We start from the raw sequence: 16,664 nt of genomic DNA, 5'->3' as shown, positions 1-16,664 counted from the left end.
CATGGAAAGCTGCTACGCTAAGCGGATGACACCACGTGAACTCCCCTACACCGCCCCGCTGCAGCTGGCGGACGCCATCCGCAGCGAGGGCTACGCCCTGCTGCGCCCCCTCGATGTCGCGCGCCTGGCCGGCTGCACGCTCGACGAGCTGCAGTCGCTCGTGCCAAGCTGGGACCGGCTCGAACTCGACAACTACCTGAAGGATGGCGGCCGTTACCGCCGTCGCCGCCATTCCTGCTTTATACATGAGGAAAAAGGCTCCGACGACGGCGGCGACGGCGGCCGCGCCCTGGTGCAGGTGCCGCACCGCCCGCACTGGCAGCCGGTCGAATACAACGCCCTGCACGGCGGCATGCACCGCCTGTTCGCGCCGATCGAGACCGCGACGGTCGCGAATCCGGCCTGGGCCCGCCTGCTGGGCGCGCTGGGCCAAGCCTGTTCCAGCGTGCGCGGGCACCACACCTGGTACGTGGAAGCGCACCAGTTCCGCATCGATACCGCCGACGGCATCGGCCGCCCGACCCCGGAAGGGGCACACCGCGATGGCGTCGACTTCGTCGCGGTGATCCTGATTGGCCGCACCGGCATCAAGGGCGGAGAGACGCGGGTGTTCGAGGCCGATGGGCCTTCCGGCAAACGTTTTACGATGCTGGAACCATGGACCCTGCTGCTGCTCGACGACGCCGCCGTCATCCACGAATCGACGCCGATCCAGCCCTTGGCCGAACATGGCCACCGCGATACGCTGGTGCTGACCTGGCGTGCCGGGGCGTTCCAAGGTGCGGACGTCGCATAAAAAAAGCGCCCGCGAACCTTGCGGCTGGCGGGCGATAATCCAATTTTCAGAGAAAACTGGAGGAGACGGTGCCAATATAGCGCGATTTTTTGTGCACTGCAATACCGTAGAATTACGTAGTCACTTTTGGTTGGGAAGCCTTTCCAAATACAGCCTGTCGGCAGGGCATTGTTGCACTGCGCAATATTCGCTTCCACGTATCAGTAACGCAGGAAACGCTCACTGCGCAGCAGTTCCCGCAATCGGCCGGGTTGTGCCGGCTGGCTCCGTGCGGCGGCCGCCATGGCGGCGGCCGAAGGCGTCGGCGCCGCCATCAGCACCGGCCCCGGCTGGGATACCGTCCCCTGTGACCCCTCGCCACCGGCGCGCGCGCGCAGTGGCGGCGCCGACGAAGCAAGCTGGTGCGGCCGCACCGGCGCCATCGCCAGCGCCAGCCGGCCGCCCGCCAGCCGCTCGATGAAATCGGCACGCTCGCCTTCCGTCATCTCCCTCCGCACCAGTTGCACCAGGGGCGCGACGTTGTCCACCGCCACGCCGGACGCCCGGACCGCCGAGACGACGAAGCGGAACCCGTCCTTGCGCTTGCCGCCCCACTGCCGCGGCGCCAGGAATTCGCGGCTCGTCAACAACGTGCGCAGCACCGCCCGCTGGTCTCCTCCGCTTGCCTCCCACACCCGCGCCACAGCGCGCTGCAAGTCCGCACTGGGCGCGGAGACGAAATGCCGGACCAGCGCCGCGCGGGCCGCCGCTTCGCCGCCGGCGGCCGGCCCACCCCGCGGGTAGGCAGCGTCGACTGCCGCGCGCAGCGTCGCATAGCGGCCCAGCACCGGTGGACGCAAGGCCGCGCGCGCCGCATCGTCCGTTTGCAGAAAATACTCCAGCCAGAACGCGGTCAGCACTTCTTCGAGCTGGCGCGGGCTGGCGATGGCGCGCAACAGCGTCTGCTCGCCGGCCGGGCTGCGTGATTCGGCCAGTGCGCGCAGTTGCGTCTCCAGGTGCGGCGGCATGGGTGGCGGGGCGAGCTGGCTGTCGACATAGGCGCGCACGTCGACGCCACGTACCCGCGCCAGTTCTCCCGGCGCCGCGCCGTAGCCGAGCCGGTTCAACAGGTGCAGCGCCAGCCCCTCATCGACCGGGCTGGCGCCATGCGCCTGGACCGCGCCACCCGTCGACAGGAGCAGCAGCGCGCGCACGGCGCCGTACATCAACAGGTTCAAGACTCGCATGCTTATTTATATACCTGCCATGGGCGCCTTGCCTACAACACGTGAATCGGCCCGCAGGACATTGCAATTTTGCTACACTTAGCGGCTCATACCGACGCTGATTGACGACGATGCCTACCTTCCCCCGCCTTCCCCGACATATCCCCGTTCCCCTGCTGGCCGTGGCCGGCGCAGCGCTCTGCTTTACGCTGGCACTGGCGGTGCCGAAGCGCGCCACCGCCAAGGACGAGAAGCCGGCTGCGGCAACGCCGGCCCTGACCGTGACCACCGGCCAGCCGGCCGCAGCCACCCTGCCGCTCGGCCTCACCGCCAACGGCAGCGTCGCCGCCTGGCAGGAAGCCGTGGTCGGCAGCGAGTCGAACGGCCTGCGCCTGCTCGAGGTCAGGGTGAACGTGGGCGACGTGGTCAAGAAGGGCGACACCCTGGCCGTGTTCTCCAGCGATACCGTGCGTGCCGACGTCGAACAGGCGCGCGCCGCGCTGCAGGAAGCGCAAGCGAACGCCAGCGCCGCCAAGCTCGATGCCGGCCGCGCGCGCGCCCTGCGCAGCTCGGGCGCGCTGAGCGAACAGCAGGTGACCCAACTCCTGACCGCCGAACGCACCGCCCAGGCGAGAGTCAACGCCAGCAAGGCGACGCTGGCCCAGCAGCAGCTGCGCCTGGACTACACCACCGTGACCGCGCCGGACAGCGGCATCATCTCGGCGCGCAGCGCGACCGTCGGCGCCGTCGTGGCCGCGGGCACGGAGCTGTTCCGCATGATCCGCCAGGGCCGCCTGGAATGGCGCGCCGAGGTCACCTCGAGCGACCTGGGTCGCATCAAGCCGGGCATGCGCGCGGCGGTGCGCGCCGCCAACGGCAGCGAGATCGCCGGCAAGGTGCGCACGGTGGCGCCGACGGTCGATCCGCAGACCCGCCTGGCGCTGGTCTACGTCGACCTGCCGCCGTCCCTGTCGAGCAACGCGCCGCTGAAAGCCGGCATGTTCGCCAGCGGCCGCTTCGAGCTGGGCGCCACCAGCGCGCTCACCGTGCCGCAGCAGGCGGTAGCGGTGCGCGACGGTTTCAGCTACGTGTTCCGCCTGAACCGCGACAGCCGCGTCAGCCAGCTGAAGGTCAGCACCGGGCGCCGCCTCGGCGACCGCATCGAGATCGTGGGCGGCCTGGCGGCCGGTACCCCGATCGTGTTCAGCGGCGCCGGCTTCCTGAACGATGGGGATTTGGTACGACAGGTACCAAATCCGGTCCGGAATGTCCCGGCGCCGGCCAAAACGCCGCGCCAGACCGCGGCACGCTGAGCGGAGCAGCGTCATGAACTTTTCCGCTTTATCGATCCGTAACCCGATCCCGGCGATCATGCTGTTCGTCCTGCTCACACTGGCAGGGGTACTGGCCTTCAAGGCCAACAAGATCCAGGACTTCCCGGACATCGAACTGCCGATCGTGACCGTGGCCGCGACGCTGGAAGGCGCCGCCCCGGCCCAGCTCGAGACCGAGGTAGCGCGCAAGATCGAGGACTCGGTCGCCACCCTGCAGGGCGTCAAGAACATCTATACCAAGGTGCTCGATGGCGTGGCCACGGTCACCGTCGAATTCGTCCTCGAGAAGGACCTGGCCGAAGCGGTGAACGACGTGCGCGACGCGGTCGCGCGGGTGCGTGCCGACCTTCCGCCCGAGATGCGCGACCCGAGCGTGACCAAGGCCGCCACCGCCGGGCGCGTGGTCGCGACCTTCATCGCCTCGCCCGCGCCGGGCGCCGGCAGCGCGATGGACGACCAGGCACTGAGCTGGTTCGTCGACAACGACGTGGCCAAGCGCCTGCTGAGCGTGCCGGGCCTGGGTTCGGTCAAGCGCGTGGGCGGCGTCACCCGCGAAATACGGGTGGAGCTCGACGATGCGCGCATGGCCGCGCTGCAGGTCTCGGCGCTGGACGTGTCGCGCCAGCTGCGCCTGGTGCAGCGCGAAGCACCGGGCGGACGCGGCGACGTGAACGGCGCCGAGCAGTCGGTGCGCACCATCGCCACCGTGGGCTCGGCCCAGGAACTGGCGCAGATGGACATCCCGTTGGCCGACGGCCGCCACGTGAAGCTCGGACAGGTGGCCACCGTGACCGACACCGTGGCCGAACCGCGCTCGCTGGCCGAGCAGGATGGCCGCAAGGTGGTCGGCTTCGAGATCTTCCGCACCCGTGGCGCGGGCGAAGTCGACGTGGCCGAGGGCGCGCGCGCGGCCGTCGCCGAGCTGCAGAAGGAGCACCCGAGCGTGGTGCTGCGCGAGGTGATCGACAACTCGGCGCCGGTGCAGGAAAACTTCGACGCGTCGATGGAGATGCTGTACGAAGGCGCGATACTGGCGGTGCTGGTGGTGTGGTGGTTCCTGCGCGACTGGCGCGCCACCCTGGTGGCCGCCGCTGCCCTGCCGCTGTCGGTCATCCCGGCCTTCCTGGGCCAGTACCTGTTCGGCTATACGCTGAACATGGTGACCCTGCTGTCGCTGGCCCTGGTGATCGGCGTGCTGGTCGACGATGCGATCGTCGAGATCGAGAACATCTCACGCCACCTGCGCATGGGGAAGACCCCGATGCAGGCGGCGCTGGAGGCCGCCGACGAGATCGGGATGGCGGTGATCGCCACCACTTTCGCGCTGGTGGCGGTGTTCCTGCCGACCGCCTTCATGGGCGGCATTCCCGGTAAATTCTTCAAGCAGTTCGGCTGGACCGCGGTCATCGCGATCCTGGCCTCGCTGGTGGTGGCGCGCCTGCTGACGCCGATGATGGCGGCCTACATCCTCAAGCCGGCCAAGCATCTCGGCGAAGAAAAAGATGGCCCGCTGATGCGCCGCTACATGACGGCGATGCGGTGGTGCCTGCGCCACCGCCTGGTGACGGCGATCGGCTCCGCCCTGTTCTTCATCGGCTCGATCGCCCTGGTTCCGCTGCTGCCGACCGGCTTCGTACCGCCGGCCGACCGCTCGCAGACGATGGTGACGCTGGAACTGCCTCCCGGCTCCACGCTGTCCGAAACGCATGCGGTGGCCGAACAGGCGCGCGTGGCGGCGATGGGCGTCGAGGGCGTGAAGAGCGTCTTCAGCTCGATCGGCGGCGGTTCCAGCGGCGACGCCTTCGCGCCGGGCGCGGCGGCCGAAGCGCGGCGTGCGGTGCTGACCGTGACCACCGTCGAGCGCGGAGACCGCGATGTCGGCCTGTCCGAGCTCGAGCGAGCGCTACGCAGCCGGATGTCGCAGATCCCGGGCGCGCGCTTCAACGTCGGCGCCCCCGACACCGGCACCAAGATGCAGCTGGTGCTGCGCAGCGAGGACCCGGTGGTGCTGACCGCGATCGGGCGCCAGGCCGAGCGTGAACTGCGCACCCTGCAGGGCATCGGCAACGTCAGCTCCAGCGCTTCGCTGGTGCGTCCGGAAATCATCGTGCGCCCGGACTTCGCGCGCGCGGCCGACCTGGGCGTAACCGCCGCGGCGATCGGCGAAACCGTGCGCGTTGCCACCGCCGGCGACTATGAAGTCTCGCTGGCGAAGATGAACCTGGACGAGCGCCAGGTGCCGATCCGCGTCAAGCTGCCGGACGCGGTGCGCGCCGACCTCGACGCCCTGGGCCGCCTGACGGTGCCGGGCGCGCGCGGCCCGGTGCTGCTGGCCAACGTCGCCACCATCACCATGGAAAGCGGCCCGGCCCAGATCGACCGGCTGAACCGCACCCGCAACGTCACGCTCGAAGTCGAGCTTCAGGGGCGTTCGCTGGGCGAGGTCAACGAGGAAGCACGCGCCCTGCCCGTGTTCCAGAAGCTGCCGCCGAACGTGCAGATCGCGGAACTGGGCGACGCCCAGGAAATGCAGGCCTTGTTCGCCAGTTTCGGAGTGGCGATGCTGATCGGTGTGCTGTGCATCTACGGCGTGCTGGTGCTGCTCTTTAACGACTTCATGCAGCCGGTGACCATCCTGGCGGCGCTGCCGCTGTCGATCGGCGGCGCCTTCGTGGCCCTGCTGCTGACCGGCAGCGCGCTGTCGATGCCGACCATGATCGGCCTGATCATGCTGATGGGGATCGTGACCAAGAACTCGATCCTTCTGGTCGACTACGCGATCCTGGCGCGCCAGGCCGGCATGAACCGCTTCGACGCGCTGGTCGATGCCTGCCACAAGCGATCGCGCCCGATCGTGATGACGACGATCGCCATGGGCGCCGGCATGCTGCCGCTGGCCCTGGGCCTGTCGGGCGACCCGAGCTTCCGCTCGCCGATGGCGATCGCCGTGATCGGCGGCCTGATCACGTCGACACTGCTGAGCCTGCTGGTGGTGCCGGCGGTATTCACCTATGTGGACGACTTCGAGCACTTCATGAAGCGCCAGGTGGGAAGGCTGCGGCGCAAGGGCGTGCCGCAGCCGCTGAAGGAGCCGGCGTCGGATACGGTCAAGTAAATCGCGCCAGCATACCTTCACAAAACAAAAAACCCGGCCGGGCCGAAGCCCGCCGGGTTTTTTTACTGATGGCCGGAGCCGATCAGTTGCGGCCGATCAGTCGCGGTAGTAGCGGTACTCTTTGCGCTCGGTGGTGTTCGAGCCGCCCAGCAGCTTGGCCAGCAGGAAGCCGACACCGGCTGCGACCAGCAGGGCGGTGCCCGGATTGGTCTTCACGTACTCGGTGCTCTTGGCCGAGTAGTTATGGTAGGTCTCGCCCAGCTGGCCCTTGCGCTGGCCCAGGCTGTCGGACGCGCCGCTCAGCATGCCGCTCAGGCGGTCGACGCCGGCGTGTGCGGTGCTGACCAGGCGGTCGACCAGCGGCTGCGCACCTTGCGCGAGCTGGTCGATCTTCTCGTGGGCCTTGTCCGGGGTGATGCTGGACATGGCGCCCTTGATACCGCCCTGCGACTGCGACTGGTCGCTGCCCGAGGACGCATTGGACGACTGCGCGCTGGCACCGCCCATGCTGCCGCTGCTGCCGGTCGTGCTGCCGAGGCTGGAGCCGGTGGTGCTGCCGCTCGAGCCCAAAGCGCTGCTGCCGCTCGAGCCGAGTGCGCTGTTGCCGCTCGTCGAGCCGCTCAGGCTGCCGCTGCTGCCGGCTGCGCTCGAACCCAGCGAACCGCTCTGCTTGTTGCTGTCGCTGGAGCTGGTGCCCAGGTTGCCCGAGCCCTGCGAACCGCTTTGCATGCTGCCCGCATTGCTGGTGCCGCCGATGGCGCCGGTGCTGCTGCCGGTAGCCGGCTTGGCGCTGCTTGGCGAGGCGTTGGTGCTGCCGAGGCTGCCCGACGAGCTGCTCTGGCTGTTGCTCGATGCGCTGCTGCCCTGGTTCAGGCCGGTGCCCTGGCTTTTACCAATGCTCGAACCCAGACCCTCGCGGCTTGCGTCGCTGCCTTTTCCCTCGGTAGATTTCTGATTATCCATGATGTATCCCTCGTAAAAATGTAGACCAACGCGAAGTAGACCGATACTCGACTATCACCACATTCTTCCTCGATTCCGCCGGAAACAGAATGAAGGGACGAAAGTGGCATGCGCTACATCAAGGTGGTACCCAGTTTCTTGCCTTAGGTCACGCCTTCGTTGTCGTGACCTAAAGCGAGCGCAAAAGTTCCACCGTTAGCGCCGATGCCATCTCGTCGCTGCTGGGGCGGTCGCCTGTGGCGGTCCGAATCGCGCGCAGTATCGGACAACTGCGTCGCGATACAAAAAATACAACAGCCATGCTCACGCAACCGTGCGGTGACTAACAGAGCCATGTCATCCGCTTCCTGCACGGCAGGAAATCAAGCCTGCGCGCCGCCTCGACTGCGTTATCATATGAATGATAATCATTCTCATTTAAGCAAAAGGAAGACGCATGTGCGACAAACACGCTCCGCCAGCCGCCGAGGCATCCCCACAGGGATCGCGCCGCCGCCGCGTCTGGGAACTCAGCCAGGCCAGCCACTGCCCGCTGGTCGGGGTCACCCTGCCGCTGGCCAGCCTGCGCAGGCTGGTGGAAAAGATCACCGGCGGCCGGCTGCTGCACGACGACTACGATGTCCATGTCGGCGCCGTCAGTGAATGCATCCTGCGCAATCCCTTGTCGGAAGCGCTGCAGAAGGAACTGGAGCGGCGCTATGCCGCCGACGTGGTCCGCTTTCGGGCCGCCAGGACCACGCAGGAAGTCGGCGCACTTTGGGCGCAGGCGGTCGACGCCGGCAACGTGCCGGGCGCGTTCTGGGCCGCGCTCACCCATGCGCGCTGCACCGCGGAGCTGGAGCAGCGGATGTGCCGCGACATCCACATGGTGCAGCACCAGGCCGGCGCCTGCGCGCGGGCCGACATCGACAAGCACAAGGCGCTGGTCGCCGACCACACGCGCCTCGTGCGCGAACTGGCCAGGGCCCAGGGGCGCTGCCAGTCCCTGCTCCAGGAAAAGACCGTGCAGGCCGAGCGCTACGAGGGGCAGCTGATGGCCGCGCGCGCCACGCTCATTGCGAAGGACACCGACATCCACCAGCTGCGCACCGAACTCGCCCGGCTGCAGGCGGAGGTGCCGGAGCTCGAGACGCGCAAGCGGCTGGCCAACCGGCTGGCGCAGATGGAAGAACGGGAAGCGGCGTTGCGCGCCCAGATGGCGGCACTGAAGTCGGTGCGCAGCGCGGCGCCGGCCGCGGAGCCAGCGTCCGCGGTCGCGCCGGGCGAAGCGCCCGCGCAGGCGCCGGGCGAAGCGCCCGCGCAGGCGCCGGGGGCAATGGTGGAAGTCCCGATGCGGCTGGTCAACCGCAGCGTGCTGTGCGTCGGAGGCCGCAGCGGCAGCGTGCCGGTCTACCGCAACGTGATCGAGCGGGGCGGCGCGCAGTTCGCGCACCATGACGGCGGACTGGAAGACAGCGCCGGCCAGCTCGACGCCAGCCTGGCGGCGGCCGACCTGGTCATCTGCCAGACCGGCTGCATCAGCCATCATGCCTACTGGCGGGTGAAGGACCACTGCAAGCGCACGGGCAAGCGCTGCATCTTCGTCGACAACCCGAGCGTGTCGAGCCTGGTGCGTGGGTTGCAGGAGGTGGTCACGCCGATTTAAGAAAGAAATCCAGGCGCAAAAGAAAAAGCCCGTGTTCTTTGGGAACACGGGCTTTCAATATCCTGGTGCCGCTGACCGGAATCGAACTGGTGACCTTCGCATTACGAATGCGCTGCTCTACCGACTGAGCTACAGCGGCTCTACGCGGGCAAACCCGACGAAGAGCCGTATTCTAGCAAACAAGTCCGGCAACTTGCTAGTCCGGCTCGGCACTCAGCCGTAAATTATTAAAAAATCACTCCGCGTGATAACGCGTCACCAGTTCGACTTCCGACTTTGACCCCAGGAACACCGGCACGCGCTGGTGCAGCTTGGTCGGCTGGATGTCCATGATGCGCCCGCTGCCGTCGGTGGCGGCGCCGCCGGCCTGCTCGACGATCATCGCCATCGGGTTGGCTTCGTACATCAGGCGCAGCTTGCCCGGCGAGCCCGGTTCGCGCATGTCGGCCGGGTACATGAAGATGCCGCCGCGGTTCAGGATGCGGTGCACGTCGGCCACCATCGAGGCGATCCAGCGCATGTTGAAGTCCTTGCCGCGCGCGCCGGTGGAACCGGCCAGCATCTCGTCCACGTAGCGCTGCACCGGCGGGTGCCAGTGGCGCTTGTTCGACATGTTGATCGCGAACTCCTTGGTGGTTTCCGGGATCTGCATGTCGCTCTGGGTCAGCACCCAGGAACCCATTTCGCGGTCGAGGGTGAAGCACTGCACGCCGTTGCCGGTGGTGAGCACCAGCATGGTCTGCGGGCCGTACACCGCATAGCCGGCCGCCACCTGCTGGGTGCCCGGCTGCAGGAAGTCCTGCTCGGTCGGCTCGCTCATGCCTTCCGGCGCCTTCAGCACCGAGAAGATGGTGCCGATCGAGACGTTGACGTCGATGTTGGACGAGCCGTCGAGCGGGTCGAACAGCAGCAGGAATTCGCCCTTCGGGTAGCGGCTCGGGATCTTGCGGATGGTTTCCATTTCCTCGGATGCCATCGCCGCCAGGTGGCCGCCCCACTCGTTCGCCTCCAGCAGGATCTCGTTCGAGATCACGTCGAGCTTCTTCTGGACTTCGCCCTGGATGTTCTCGGTCTCGGCGCTGCCCAGCACCTCGCCGAGCGCGCCCTTGCTGACCGAATAGCTGATGCGCTTGCAGGCGCGCGCCACCACCTCGATCAGGAGGCGCAGCTCGGCATTGATGGTCTGGTGGAGGCGCTGTTCCTCGACCAGGTACTGCGTCAGACTTACGCGTTTCATGGACTTCCTTTGGTTTGGGTGTGGATTCTTTTGTTCTGGACTTCTGTAGGGTGGGCAGGTCCCCTGCCCACGCGTTCAAACAGTGCCTGAACAAAGGCGCTGCGACTGTTCACATGCAGGTTGAACGCGTGGGCGGGAAACCCGCCCACCCTACGAAAGTCAGTTCGCGAGCGCTTTCGTGACGATCTCGCGCACGTCGTTCGACAGGCGCTGCTGCCCCGCCACCTGCTGCAGCGCCGTCTTCATGTGCTGCTGCAGTTCCGGGGTGTAGCGGCGCCAGCGGTCCATGGCGCGCGCCAGGCGCGCGGCCACCTGCGGGTTGAGCGCATCTAACAGGGTCACGTGCTCGGCCCAGAACAGGTAGCCGCTGCCGTTCGGCGCATGGAATTCGACCGGGTTGTTCATGCAGTAGGTCGCCACCAGGCTGCGCGCGCGGTTCGGGTTGCGCAGGTTGAAGGCCGGGTGGCGCATCAGCTCGCGAACCTTGGCGATGTCGGTGGTCGGCGCCGAGGCCTGCATCGCGAACCACTTGTCGACCACCAGCGCTTCGCCCTGGAACTCGTCGTAGAAGCGCGCCAGCTCGCTTTCGGCTTCGGGCGCCCGTGCATGGATCAGCGCACCGAGGGCGGCGGCGCGGTCGGTCATGTTGTCGGCATCGATGCACTGGCGCAGCGCCAGGGCGATCGTTTCCTCGTCCGGCGCGGCGTTCAGGTAAGACAGCGCCAGGTTCTTGAGGGCGCGCTTGCCGGCGGATGCCGCGTCCGGGCTGTAGGCGCCGGGGGTCTGGTTGGCCTGGTACTGGGCCAGCAGTTCGGCGCGCAGGCGCGCGCCGATGTTGGCGCGCATGAACTGGCGCGCCATGTGCACGGCCAGCGGGTCGACCACGCTGAGCTGCTCGGCGATCATGGTTTCGCTCGGCAGCAGCAGCGCCTGCTCGCGGAAGGCCGGATCGAGCGATTCGTCCGTCAGCATCTTGCGCATTGCCTCGATGAAGGTGTCGTCCAGGCTCAGGCGGCTGGAGACCGGCGCCTCGCCGGTGAGTTTCAGCAGGCGGCCCATGGCCAGGCGCTGGCCGGCTTCCCAGCGGTTGACCGGGTCGCTATCAAAGCTGAACAGGTGCAGCAAATCGCTGTCGCTGTAGCCGTGCTGCAGGATCACGGGCGCGGAAAAATCGCGCAGCACCGAGGGCACCGGTTGTTCCTTCACATTGGTGAAGACGAAGGTCTGCTCGGCCTGCGTCAGTTCGAGCACGGTGGTGGTGCCGAGTTCCTTGCCGTCCAGGACCAGGGGCATGTCATTGCCTTCGGGGTCGAGCAGGCCAATGGCGACCGGGATATGGAAGGGCTGCTTCTCAAGCTGTCCCGGCGTCGGCGGGCAGGTCTGGAACAGGGTGATGCCGTAGGTCTGCGCCCCTTCGTCGTAACGGGCTTCGAAGCGCAGCACCGGGGTGCCGGCCTGGTCGTACCAGCGCTCGAACTGGTCGAGGTCGCGGCCATTGGCGTCGGCCATCGCCCGGCGGAAGTCGTCGCAGGTGACGGCCTGCTCGTCATGGCGTTCGAAGTACAGGTCCATGCCCTTGCGGAAGCCTTCGCGACCCAGCAGGGTCTGGTACATGCGCACCACTTCGGCGCCCTTCTCGTACACCGTCACGGTATAAAAATTGTTGATCTCGACGAAGGAGTCGGGGCGCACTGGATGCGCCATCGGGCCGGCGTCCTCGGGGAACTGGGCCTGGCGCAGGGTGCGTACCTGGTCGATGCGGGTGACGGCGCGGCCGGTGCTTGTTCCGATCATGTCCGCGGTGAATTCCTGGTCGCGGAAGACCGTCAGGCCCTCTTTGAGCGACAGCTGGAACCAGTCGCGGCAGGTCACGCGGTTGCCGGTCCAGTTGTGGAAGTATTCGTGCGCCACCACTGCCTCGATGCCCTGGAAGTCGATGTCGGTGGCCACCCGCGGATTGGCCAGCACGAACTTGGTGTTGAAGATGTTCAGGCCCTTGTTTTCCATCGCGCCCATGTTGAAGTCGCCGGTGGCGACGATCATGAAGCGGTCCAGGTCGAGCTCGAGGCCGTAGCGCTCTTCGTCCCAGCGGATGCTGTGCTTGAGCGACTGCATCGCGTAGTCGGTCTTGTCGAGGTTACCCTCTTCCACCCACACCTGCAGCAGGGCGTCGCGGCCGTCCGCCAGGCGGAAGGTCTCTTCCTGGCACACCAGCCGTGCGGCGACCAGCGCGAACAGGTAGGCGGGTTTCTTGAACGGGTCTTCCCACTTGGCGTAATGGCGGCCATCGCCCAGGTCGCCTTCTTCCAGCAAATTACCGTTGGACAACAGCACCGGATAGCGTTCCTTGTCCGCGCGCAGCATGACCGTGTATTTCGCCATCACGTCCGGGCGGTCCGGGAAATAGGTGATGCGGCGGAAGCCCTCGGCCTCGCACTGGGTGAAGAAGTTCCCGTTCGAGGTGTACAGGCCGCTCAGTGTGGTGTTCTGCTCCGGCACGCAGACGGTTTCGATCTCGAGCGTGGCTTCTTCCGGCGCGTTCGGGATGGTCAAGAGGTTGCCGTTGATCGCGTAGTCACGGTCTTCCAGCAGGCGGCCGTTCAGGCGCAGCGCCACCAGCTCGATGTCTTCCCCATGGAGCTCGATCTCGCGCTGGGCGCTGTCGGGATTGCGGCGCACCGTCATCCGGTTGGCGACGACGGTTCGGGCAGGATCGAGGTCGAAGCCAAGCTCTACAGTTTCCACCAGGTAGCTCGGCGGGGTATAGTCACTCCGGTAAATCGTCTGTGGCGTATCGGTGCGCATAGGAAGTCCGCAAAAGGCAGGTTGGGAGGCAGGGCTGGTTGCCCGCTCAGGTGCTTATTTTACCAACAAGATTTTCTGCCAGCCGCCACGTTTCCTTATGTATCAGAATGTGCACGCCGTAACCACGTGTAAATTAATGTCCAGAGTTTCTGGACAAGCGGTAATTTAGAGGATCGGAAAAGTCCGTAATGACGAGGGAGATAGCAATGAAACGCCTGATGATCGCCGCCGGAGCGGTGTTCGCGCTACTGCTGACGGGGTGCGCCACCACGGTCCGCAGCAATGTCACCACCTTCCACCAGTGGCCGGCGCAGATCGAGGACAAGAGCTATGTGTTCGAAGCGCCGCAGGCAGCGGACGACACCCTCGAATACCGCGCCTACCAGGACCTGGTGCGCGGCCAGCTGGCGCGCCTGGGCTTCCGCGACGCCGCCGGCGGCACCCCGGCGCTGACCGTCTCGATGCGCTTCGCCACCACCGAGGTGCCGGTGCGCGTGGTGGAACCGATGACGCCCTTCGCCCACCCGTTCTACCATCCGTTCTACCACCCGGCGACGCGCTTCGGCTACCGCGGCATCCGCCGTCCCTATTGGGGCGGCTGGTACAGCCCGTTCTACGATCCGTTCTGGAGCCCTGCCTACCAGGTCTCGATCGAGCACCGCTACCGCCGCGAACTGCAGGTCGGCATCAAGTCGGCCGGCGACGGCAAGCGCCTGTTCGACGTCACCGTGCACAACATGAGCCGCCAGCTGTCGACTCCGGCGCTGATGCCGGCGCTGGTGCAGAGCGCGTTCGAAGGCTTCCCGGGGCCGTCGGGCGTCGCGCGCAGGGTGGAGCTGAAGCAGCAGAATGGCTGAATAAGCCAGGCCGCAATGAAAACGGAGCCGCTGGCTCCGTTTTTTGTTCTTACGTAGACGCTAATCACCCAGGAATCGTAGGGTGGGCAGGTTTCCTGCCCACGCGGTGATAGCTGCAAGATGATATGTCATGGCCGTGCTGGCGGAAGTTGACCGCGTGGGCGTTTGTAATTCCGGGCATTGCCCGAAATTACCCCGCCCACCCTACGAAAAATATGCTTCCGAGCCCATGGTGATCGCCACGACCAGCAGGATCGCCAACGCCAGCACGATCAACAAGCGCCCGAACTTCGGCGTGCCGTCGTCATCCTTTTTCGTCCCGCTCATGGCAGCAGCACCGTCGAGCCGGTCGTGCGCCGCCCTTCCAGCGCGCGGTGCGCCTCGGCTGCGTCGGACAATTTGAAACGCTGGTTGACCCCGATCTTCACCTTCCCGCTCTCCACCATCGCGAACAGGTCGGCCGCCATCGCCTCGAGCTCGGGCCGCGTGGCGGCATAAGCGAACAGCGTCGGCCGTGTGATGTACAGCGAGCCGCGCGAGGCCAGTTCGGAGAGCAGAAACGGCGGCACCGCGCCGGAGGCGTTGCCGAAGCTGACCATCAGCCCGCGCGGCTGCAGGCAGTCGAGCGAGCGGATGAAAGTGTCCTTGCCGACCGAGTCGTACACCACCGGCACCTTGGCGCCATTGGTAATCTCCAGCACGCGCTGGACCACGTCTTCCGTGTTGTAGTTGATGACGTGGGCCGCGCCATGGGCGCGCGCCAGCGCCGCCTTTTCTTCCGAACCGACGGTGCCGATCAGGTTCACGCCCAGCGCTTTTGCCCACTGGCAGGCGATCAGACCGACGCCGCCGGCGGCCGCGTGGAACAGGATGGTCTGGCCGGCCTGCAGTGGATAGGTCTGGCGGAACAGGTACTGCACCGTCAGCCCCTGCAGCATCATGGCGGCGCCAGTCTCGAAGGAAATCGCATCGGGCAGGCGCACCAGCATGGTCGCCGGCATGACCCGCGCCTCGCTGTAGGCCCCGGCCGGGCCGCCCGCGTAGACGACCCGGTCGCCCGGCGCCACGTGGGTGACGCCCTCGCCCACCGCCTCCACCACGCCCGCCGCTTCCTGGCCCAGGCCGGACGGCAGGGCCATCTTGTACAGGCCGGTGCGGTAATAGGTGTCGATGTAGTTCAGGCCGATCGCGTGGTGGCGCACGCGCGCCTCGCCCGGTCCCGGTTCGCCTACCTCGACATCCAGGTAGGCCAGCACCTCCGGGCCGCCGGTGGCGGCGATGCGGATGGCTTTTACCATGTGCTGCTTTCCTTCAGCTGCGACAGCACCAGGCGCGCGGTCGAGACATTGGTGGCGCAGGCGATGTTGTGCACGTCGCAGGCGCGTACCAGGGCATTGATGTCGGGTTCGTGCGGCTGCGGCGTCATCGGGTCGCGCAGGAAGATCACGCAGTCGATCTCGCCCTCGACCAGTTGGGCGCCGATCTGCAGGTCGCCGCCGACCGGCCCCGAGTGCTTGCGCTCGACCGTGAGCCCCAGCTCGTTGGCCAGCCGCCCGCCGGTGGTGCCGGTGGCCGACAGGGTGCAGCCCTTGAGGAAGCCGAGGTACTCGCCCGCGAGGGCAATCATGTCATCCTTTTTCTTGTCGTGTGCGATCAAGGCGATGCGCGGTCTGGTCTGTGTCGTCATTTTTTCAGCGAGAGAGAATAAATCCCCAGGAGCACCAGACCGGTACCGGCCAGCTGCACGCCGGTGATCGGCTCGCCGAGGATCAGCGCGCCGAGGAACAGCGTCGATACCGGCCCGATCATCCCGGCCTGCGAGGCGGTCGCGGCGCCGATGCGCTGGACCGCGGCCATGGTCATGAACACGGGGAAGATCGTACAGAATACCCCATTCACCAGCGACAGCCAGTAAACCTCGGACGGCTGCACCAGCATGCTCGCCGGGCGCAGCAGGAAGAACTGGCCGATGCAGGCCGCGCTCGACACGCACATGGCGTAGGCCACCAGGCGCAGCGAGCCGATGCGCCTGACCATCTCGCCGGTGCCGAGCAGGTAGACCGCATACGAGATGGCCGAACCCAGCACCAGCAGCGAGCCGAGGGCCACGCTGCCCGCGCCACCGGCCAGGTCGTGCACGAACACCAGCACGATGCCGCAATACGCCAGCCCCAGCGCGGCCCATTCCATCGGCCTGACGCGGCGCTTGAACACCACCACGTTCGCCAGCAGCACGAAGGTCGGCGTCAGGAACAGGATCAGCCGTTCGAGCCCGACCGAGATGTGCTGCAGCCCCAGGAAGTCGAGGTAGCTCGACAGGTAATAGCCAAGCAGGCCCAGCACGACGATGCGCCAGCGATCCTGGGTCGACAGCGGCGGCTGGGTCCGCATCTTCCAGAGCGCCACGGCAGCAAACACCGGAAGCGAGAACAACATCCTGAACGCGATCAAAGTAACCGCATCGATGTGGTAGCGATACAGCAGTTTGGCGACGATAGCCTTCGTGGAGAACAGGACGGCGCCGGCGACGGCGATCGACAGGCCGGCAACGAGGGCGGCGCGTGGTAAGGGAGCAGCAGGATTGGCGAGGGAGCTTTCGTTCATCCGACGATTGTACGAGTGATACGCCGAGTTCGCTGGAGGGGCGCAAGAACGCGGCCGGCGCCACGCTGTCGAACCACGCACATCAATCATATCGAGGAGAGAT

Annotated in this window: 13 protein-coding genes and 1 tRNA gene; 5 read left to right on the top strand and 9 right to left on the bottom strand. The window is 66.6% G+C overall.

Annotated elements, in window-relative coordinates:
• The first annotated feature begins 25 nt into the window (after positions 1-25).
• The gene (locus AC56LU_RS22275; RefSeq protein ID WP_497177784.1) at positions 26-796 is read left to right on the top strand and encodes a 2OG-Fe dioxygenase family protein; all 771 of its coding nucleotides are present in this window, start codon (positions 26-28) and stop codon (positions 794-796) included.
• Positions 797-996: 200 nt separating this feature from the next.
• Here the strand turns inward: AC56LU_RS22275 and AC56LU_RS22270 are convergent, their stop codons facing one another.
• On the bottom strand, positions 997-2,013 hold the full coding sequence (locus tag AC56LU_RS22270) for a DUF1800 family protein (RefSeq protein WP_497177783.1): 1,017 nt from the start codon (positions 2,011-2,013) through the stop codon (positions 997-999).
• Positions 2,014-2,132: 119 nt separating this feature from the next.
• Between AC56LU_RS22270 and AC56LU_RS22265 the strand changes: the two genes are divergently transcribed.
• Both AC56LU_RS22265 and AC56LU_RS22260 read left to right on the top strand, forming a co-directional pair.
• Complete coding sequence (locus tag AC56LU_RS22265) at positions 2,133-3,314, top strand: efflux RND transporter periplasmic adaptor subunit (protein ID WP_497177782.1); 1,182 nt, start codon at positions 2,133-2,135, stop codon at positions 3,312-3,314.
• Positions 3,315-3,327: 13 nt separating this feature from the next.
• On the top strand, positions 3,328-6,450 hold the full coding sequence (locus tag AC56LU_RS22260; RefSeq protein WP_497177781.1) for an efflux RND transporter permease subunit: 3,123 nt from the start codon (positions 3,328-3,330) through the stop codon (positions 6,448-6,450).
• A gap of 96 nt (positions 6,451-6,546) precedes the next feature.
• Here the strand turns inward: AC56LU_RS22260 and AC56LU_RS22255 are convergent, their stop codons facing one another.
• Positions 6,547-7,413, bottom strand: coding sequence for an ElaB/YgaM/YqjD family protein (locus AC56LU_RS22255; RefSeq protein ID WP_497177780.1), 867 nt, complete (start codon positions 7,411-7,413; stop codon positions 6,547-6,549).
• Between the two features lie 436 nt (positions 7,414-7,849).
• Here AC56LU_RS22255 and AC56LU_RS22250 point away from each other — a divergent pair, with 436 nt between their 5' ends.
• Positions 7,850-9,058, top strand: a complete 1,209-nt coding sequence (locus AC56LU_RS22250; protein ID WP_497177779.1) for a DUF2325 domain-containing protein — start codon at positions 7,850-7,852, stop codon at positions 9,056-9,058.
• A gap of 63 nt (positions 9,059-9,121) precedes the next feature.
• Here the strand turns inward: AC56LU_RS22250 and AC56LU_RS22245 are convergent.
• The 3 genes from AC56LU_RS22245 to pepN all read right to left on the bottom strand — a co-directional run bounded on the left by AC56LU_RS22245 (position 9,122) and on the right by pepN (position 13,100).
• A tRNA-Thr gene (locus AC56LU_RS22245) sits at positions 9,122-9,197 on the bottom strand.
• 96 nt (positions 9,198-9,293) lie between these two features.
• Entirely contained in the window at positions 9,294-10,295 is a 1,002-nt protein-coding gene (locus AC56LU_RS22240) for a class 1 fructose-bisphosphatase (protein WP_497177778.1), read from the bottom strand.
• Positions 10,296-10,454: 159 nt separating this feature from the next.
• Positions 10,455-13,100 carry an aminopeptidase N gene (gene pepN, locus AC56LU_RS22235; RefSeq protein ID WP_497177777.1) on the bottom strand — a complete coding sequence of 882 codons (2,646 nt, stop codon included), beginning with the start codon at positions 13,098-13,100 and terminating at the stop codon, positions 10,455-10,457.
• A gap of 206 nt (positions 13,101-13,306) precedes the next feature.
• On the opposite strand from pepN, the gene AC56LU_RS22230 reads away from it, so the two are divergent.
• Complete coding sequence (locus AC56LU_RS22230; protein WP_497177776.1) at positions 13,307-13,957, top strand: DUF4136 domain-containing protein; 651 nt, start codon at positions 13,307-13,309, stop codon at positions 13,955-13,957.
• A 204-nt stretch (positions 13,958-14,161) separates the two neighbouring features.
• On the opposite strand, the gene AC56LU_RS22225 is transcribed toward AC56LU_RS22230, so the two are convergent.
• From AC56LU_RS22225 to AC56LU_RS22210, 4 genes are read right to left on the bottom strand one after another with little or no spacing between them, the layout of a single operon-like run.
• Entirely contained in the window at positions 14,162-14,284 is a 123-nt protein-coding gene (locus AC56LU_RS22225) for a hypothetical protein (RefSeq protein ID WP_497177775.1), read from the bottom strand.
• Positions 14,281-15,255 carry a quinone oxidoreductase family protein gene (locus AC56LU_RS22220; protein ID WP_497177774.1) on the bottom strand — a complete coding sequence of 325 codons (975 nt, stop codon included), beginning with the start codon at positions 15,253-15,255 and terminating at the stop codon, positions 14,281-14,283. Before AC56LU_RS22220 ends, AC56LU_RS22225 begins: the two co-directional genes overlap by 4 nt.
• The gene (locus AC56LU_RS22215) at positions 15,249-15,644 is read right to left on the bottom strand and encodes a methylglyoxal synthase (RefSeq protein ID WP_497177773.1); all 396 of its coding nucleotides are present in this window, start codon (positions 15,642-15,644) and stop codon (positions 15,249-15,251) included. Before AC56LU_RS22215 ends, AC56LU_RS22220 begins: the two co-directional genes overlap by 7 nt.
• A complete protein-coding gene (locus AC56LU_RS22210) occupies positions 15,641-16,561 on the bottom strand; it encodes a DMT family transporter (RefSeq protein ID WP_497177772.1) in 921 nt (306 codons plus the stop codon). Before AC56LU_RS22210 ends, AC56LU_RS22215 begins: the two co-directional genes overlap by 4 nt.
• Positions 16,562-16,664 lie beyond the last annotated feature (103 nt).

It is taken from the genome of Telluria sp. PB2R4 (assembly GCF_059685695.1).
This window is presented reverse-complemented; position numbering and strand designations above follow the sequence as displayed.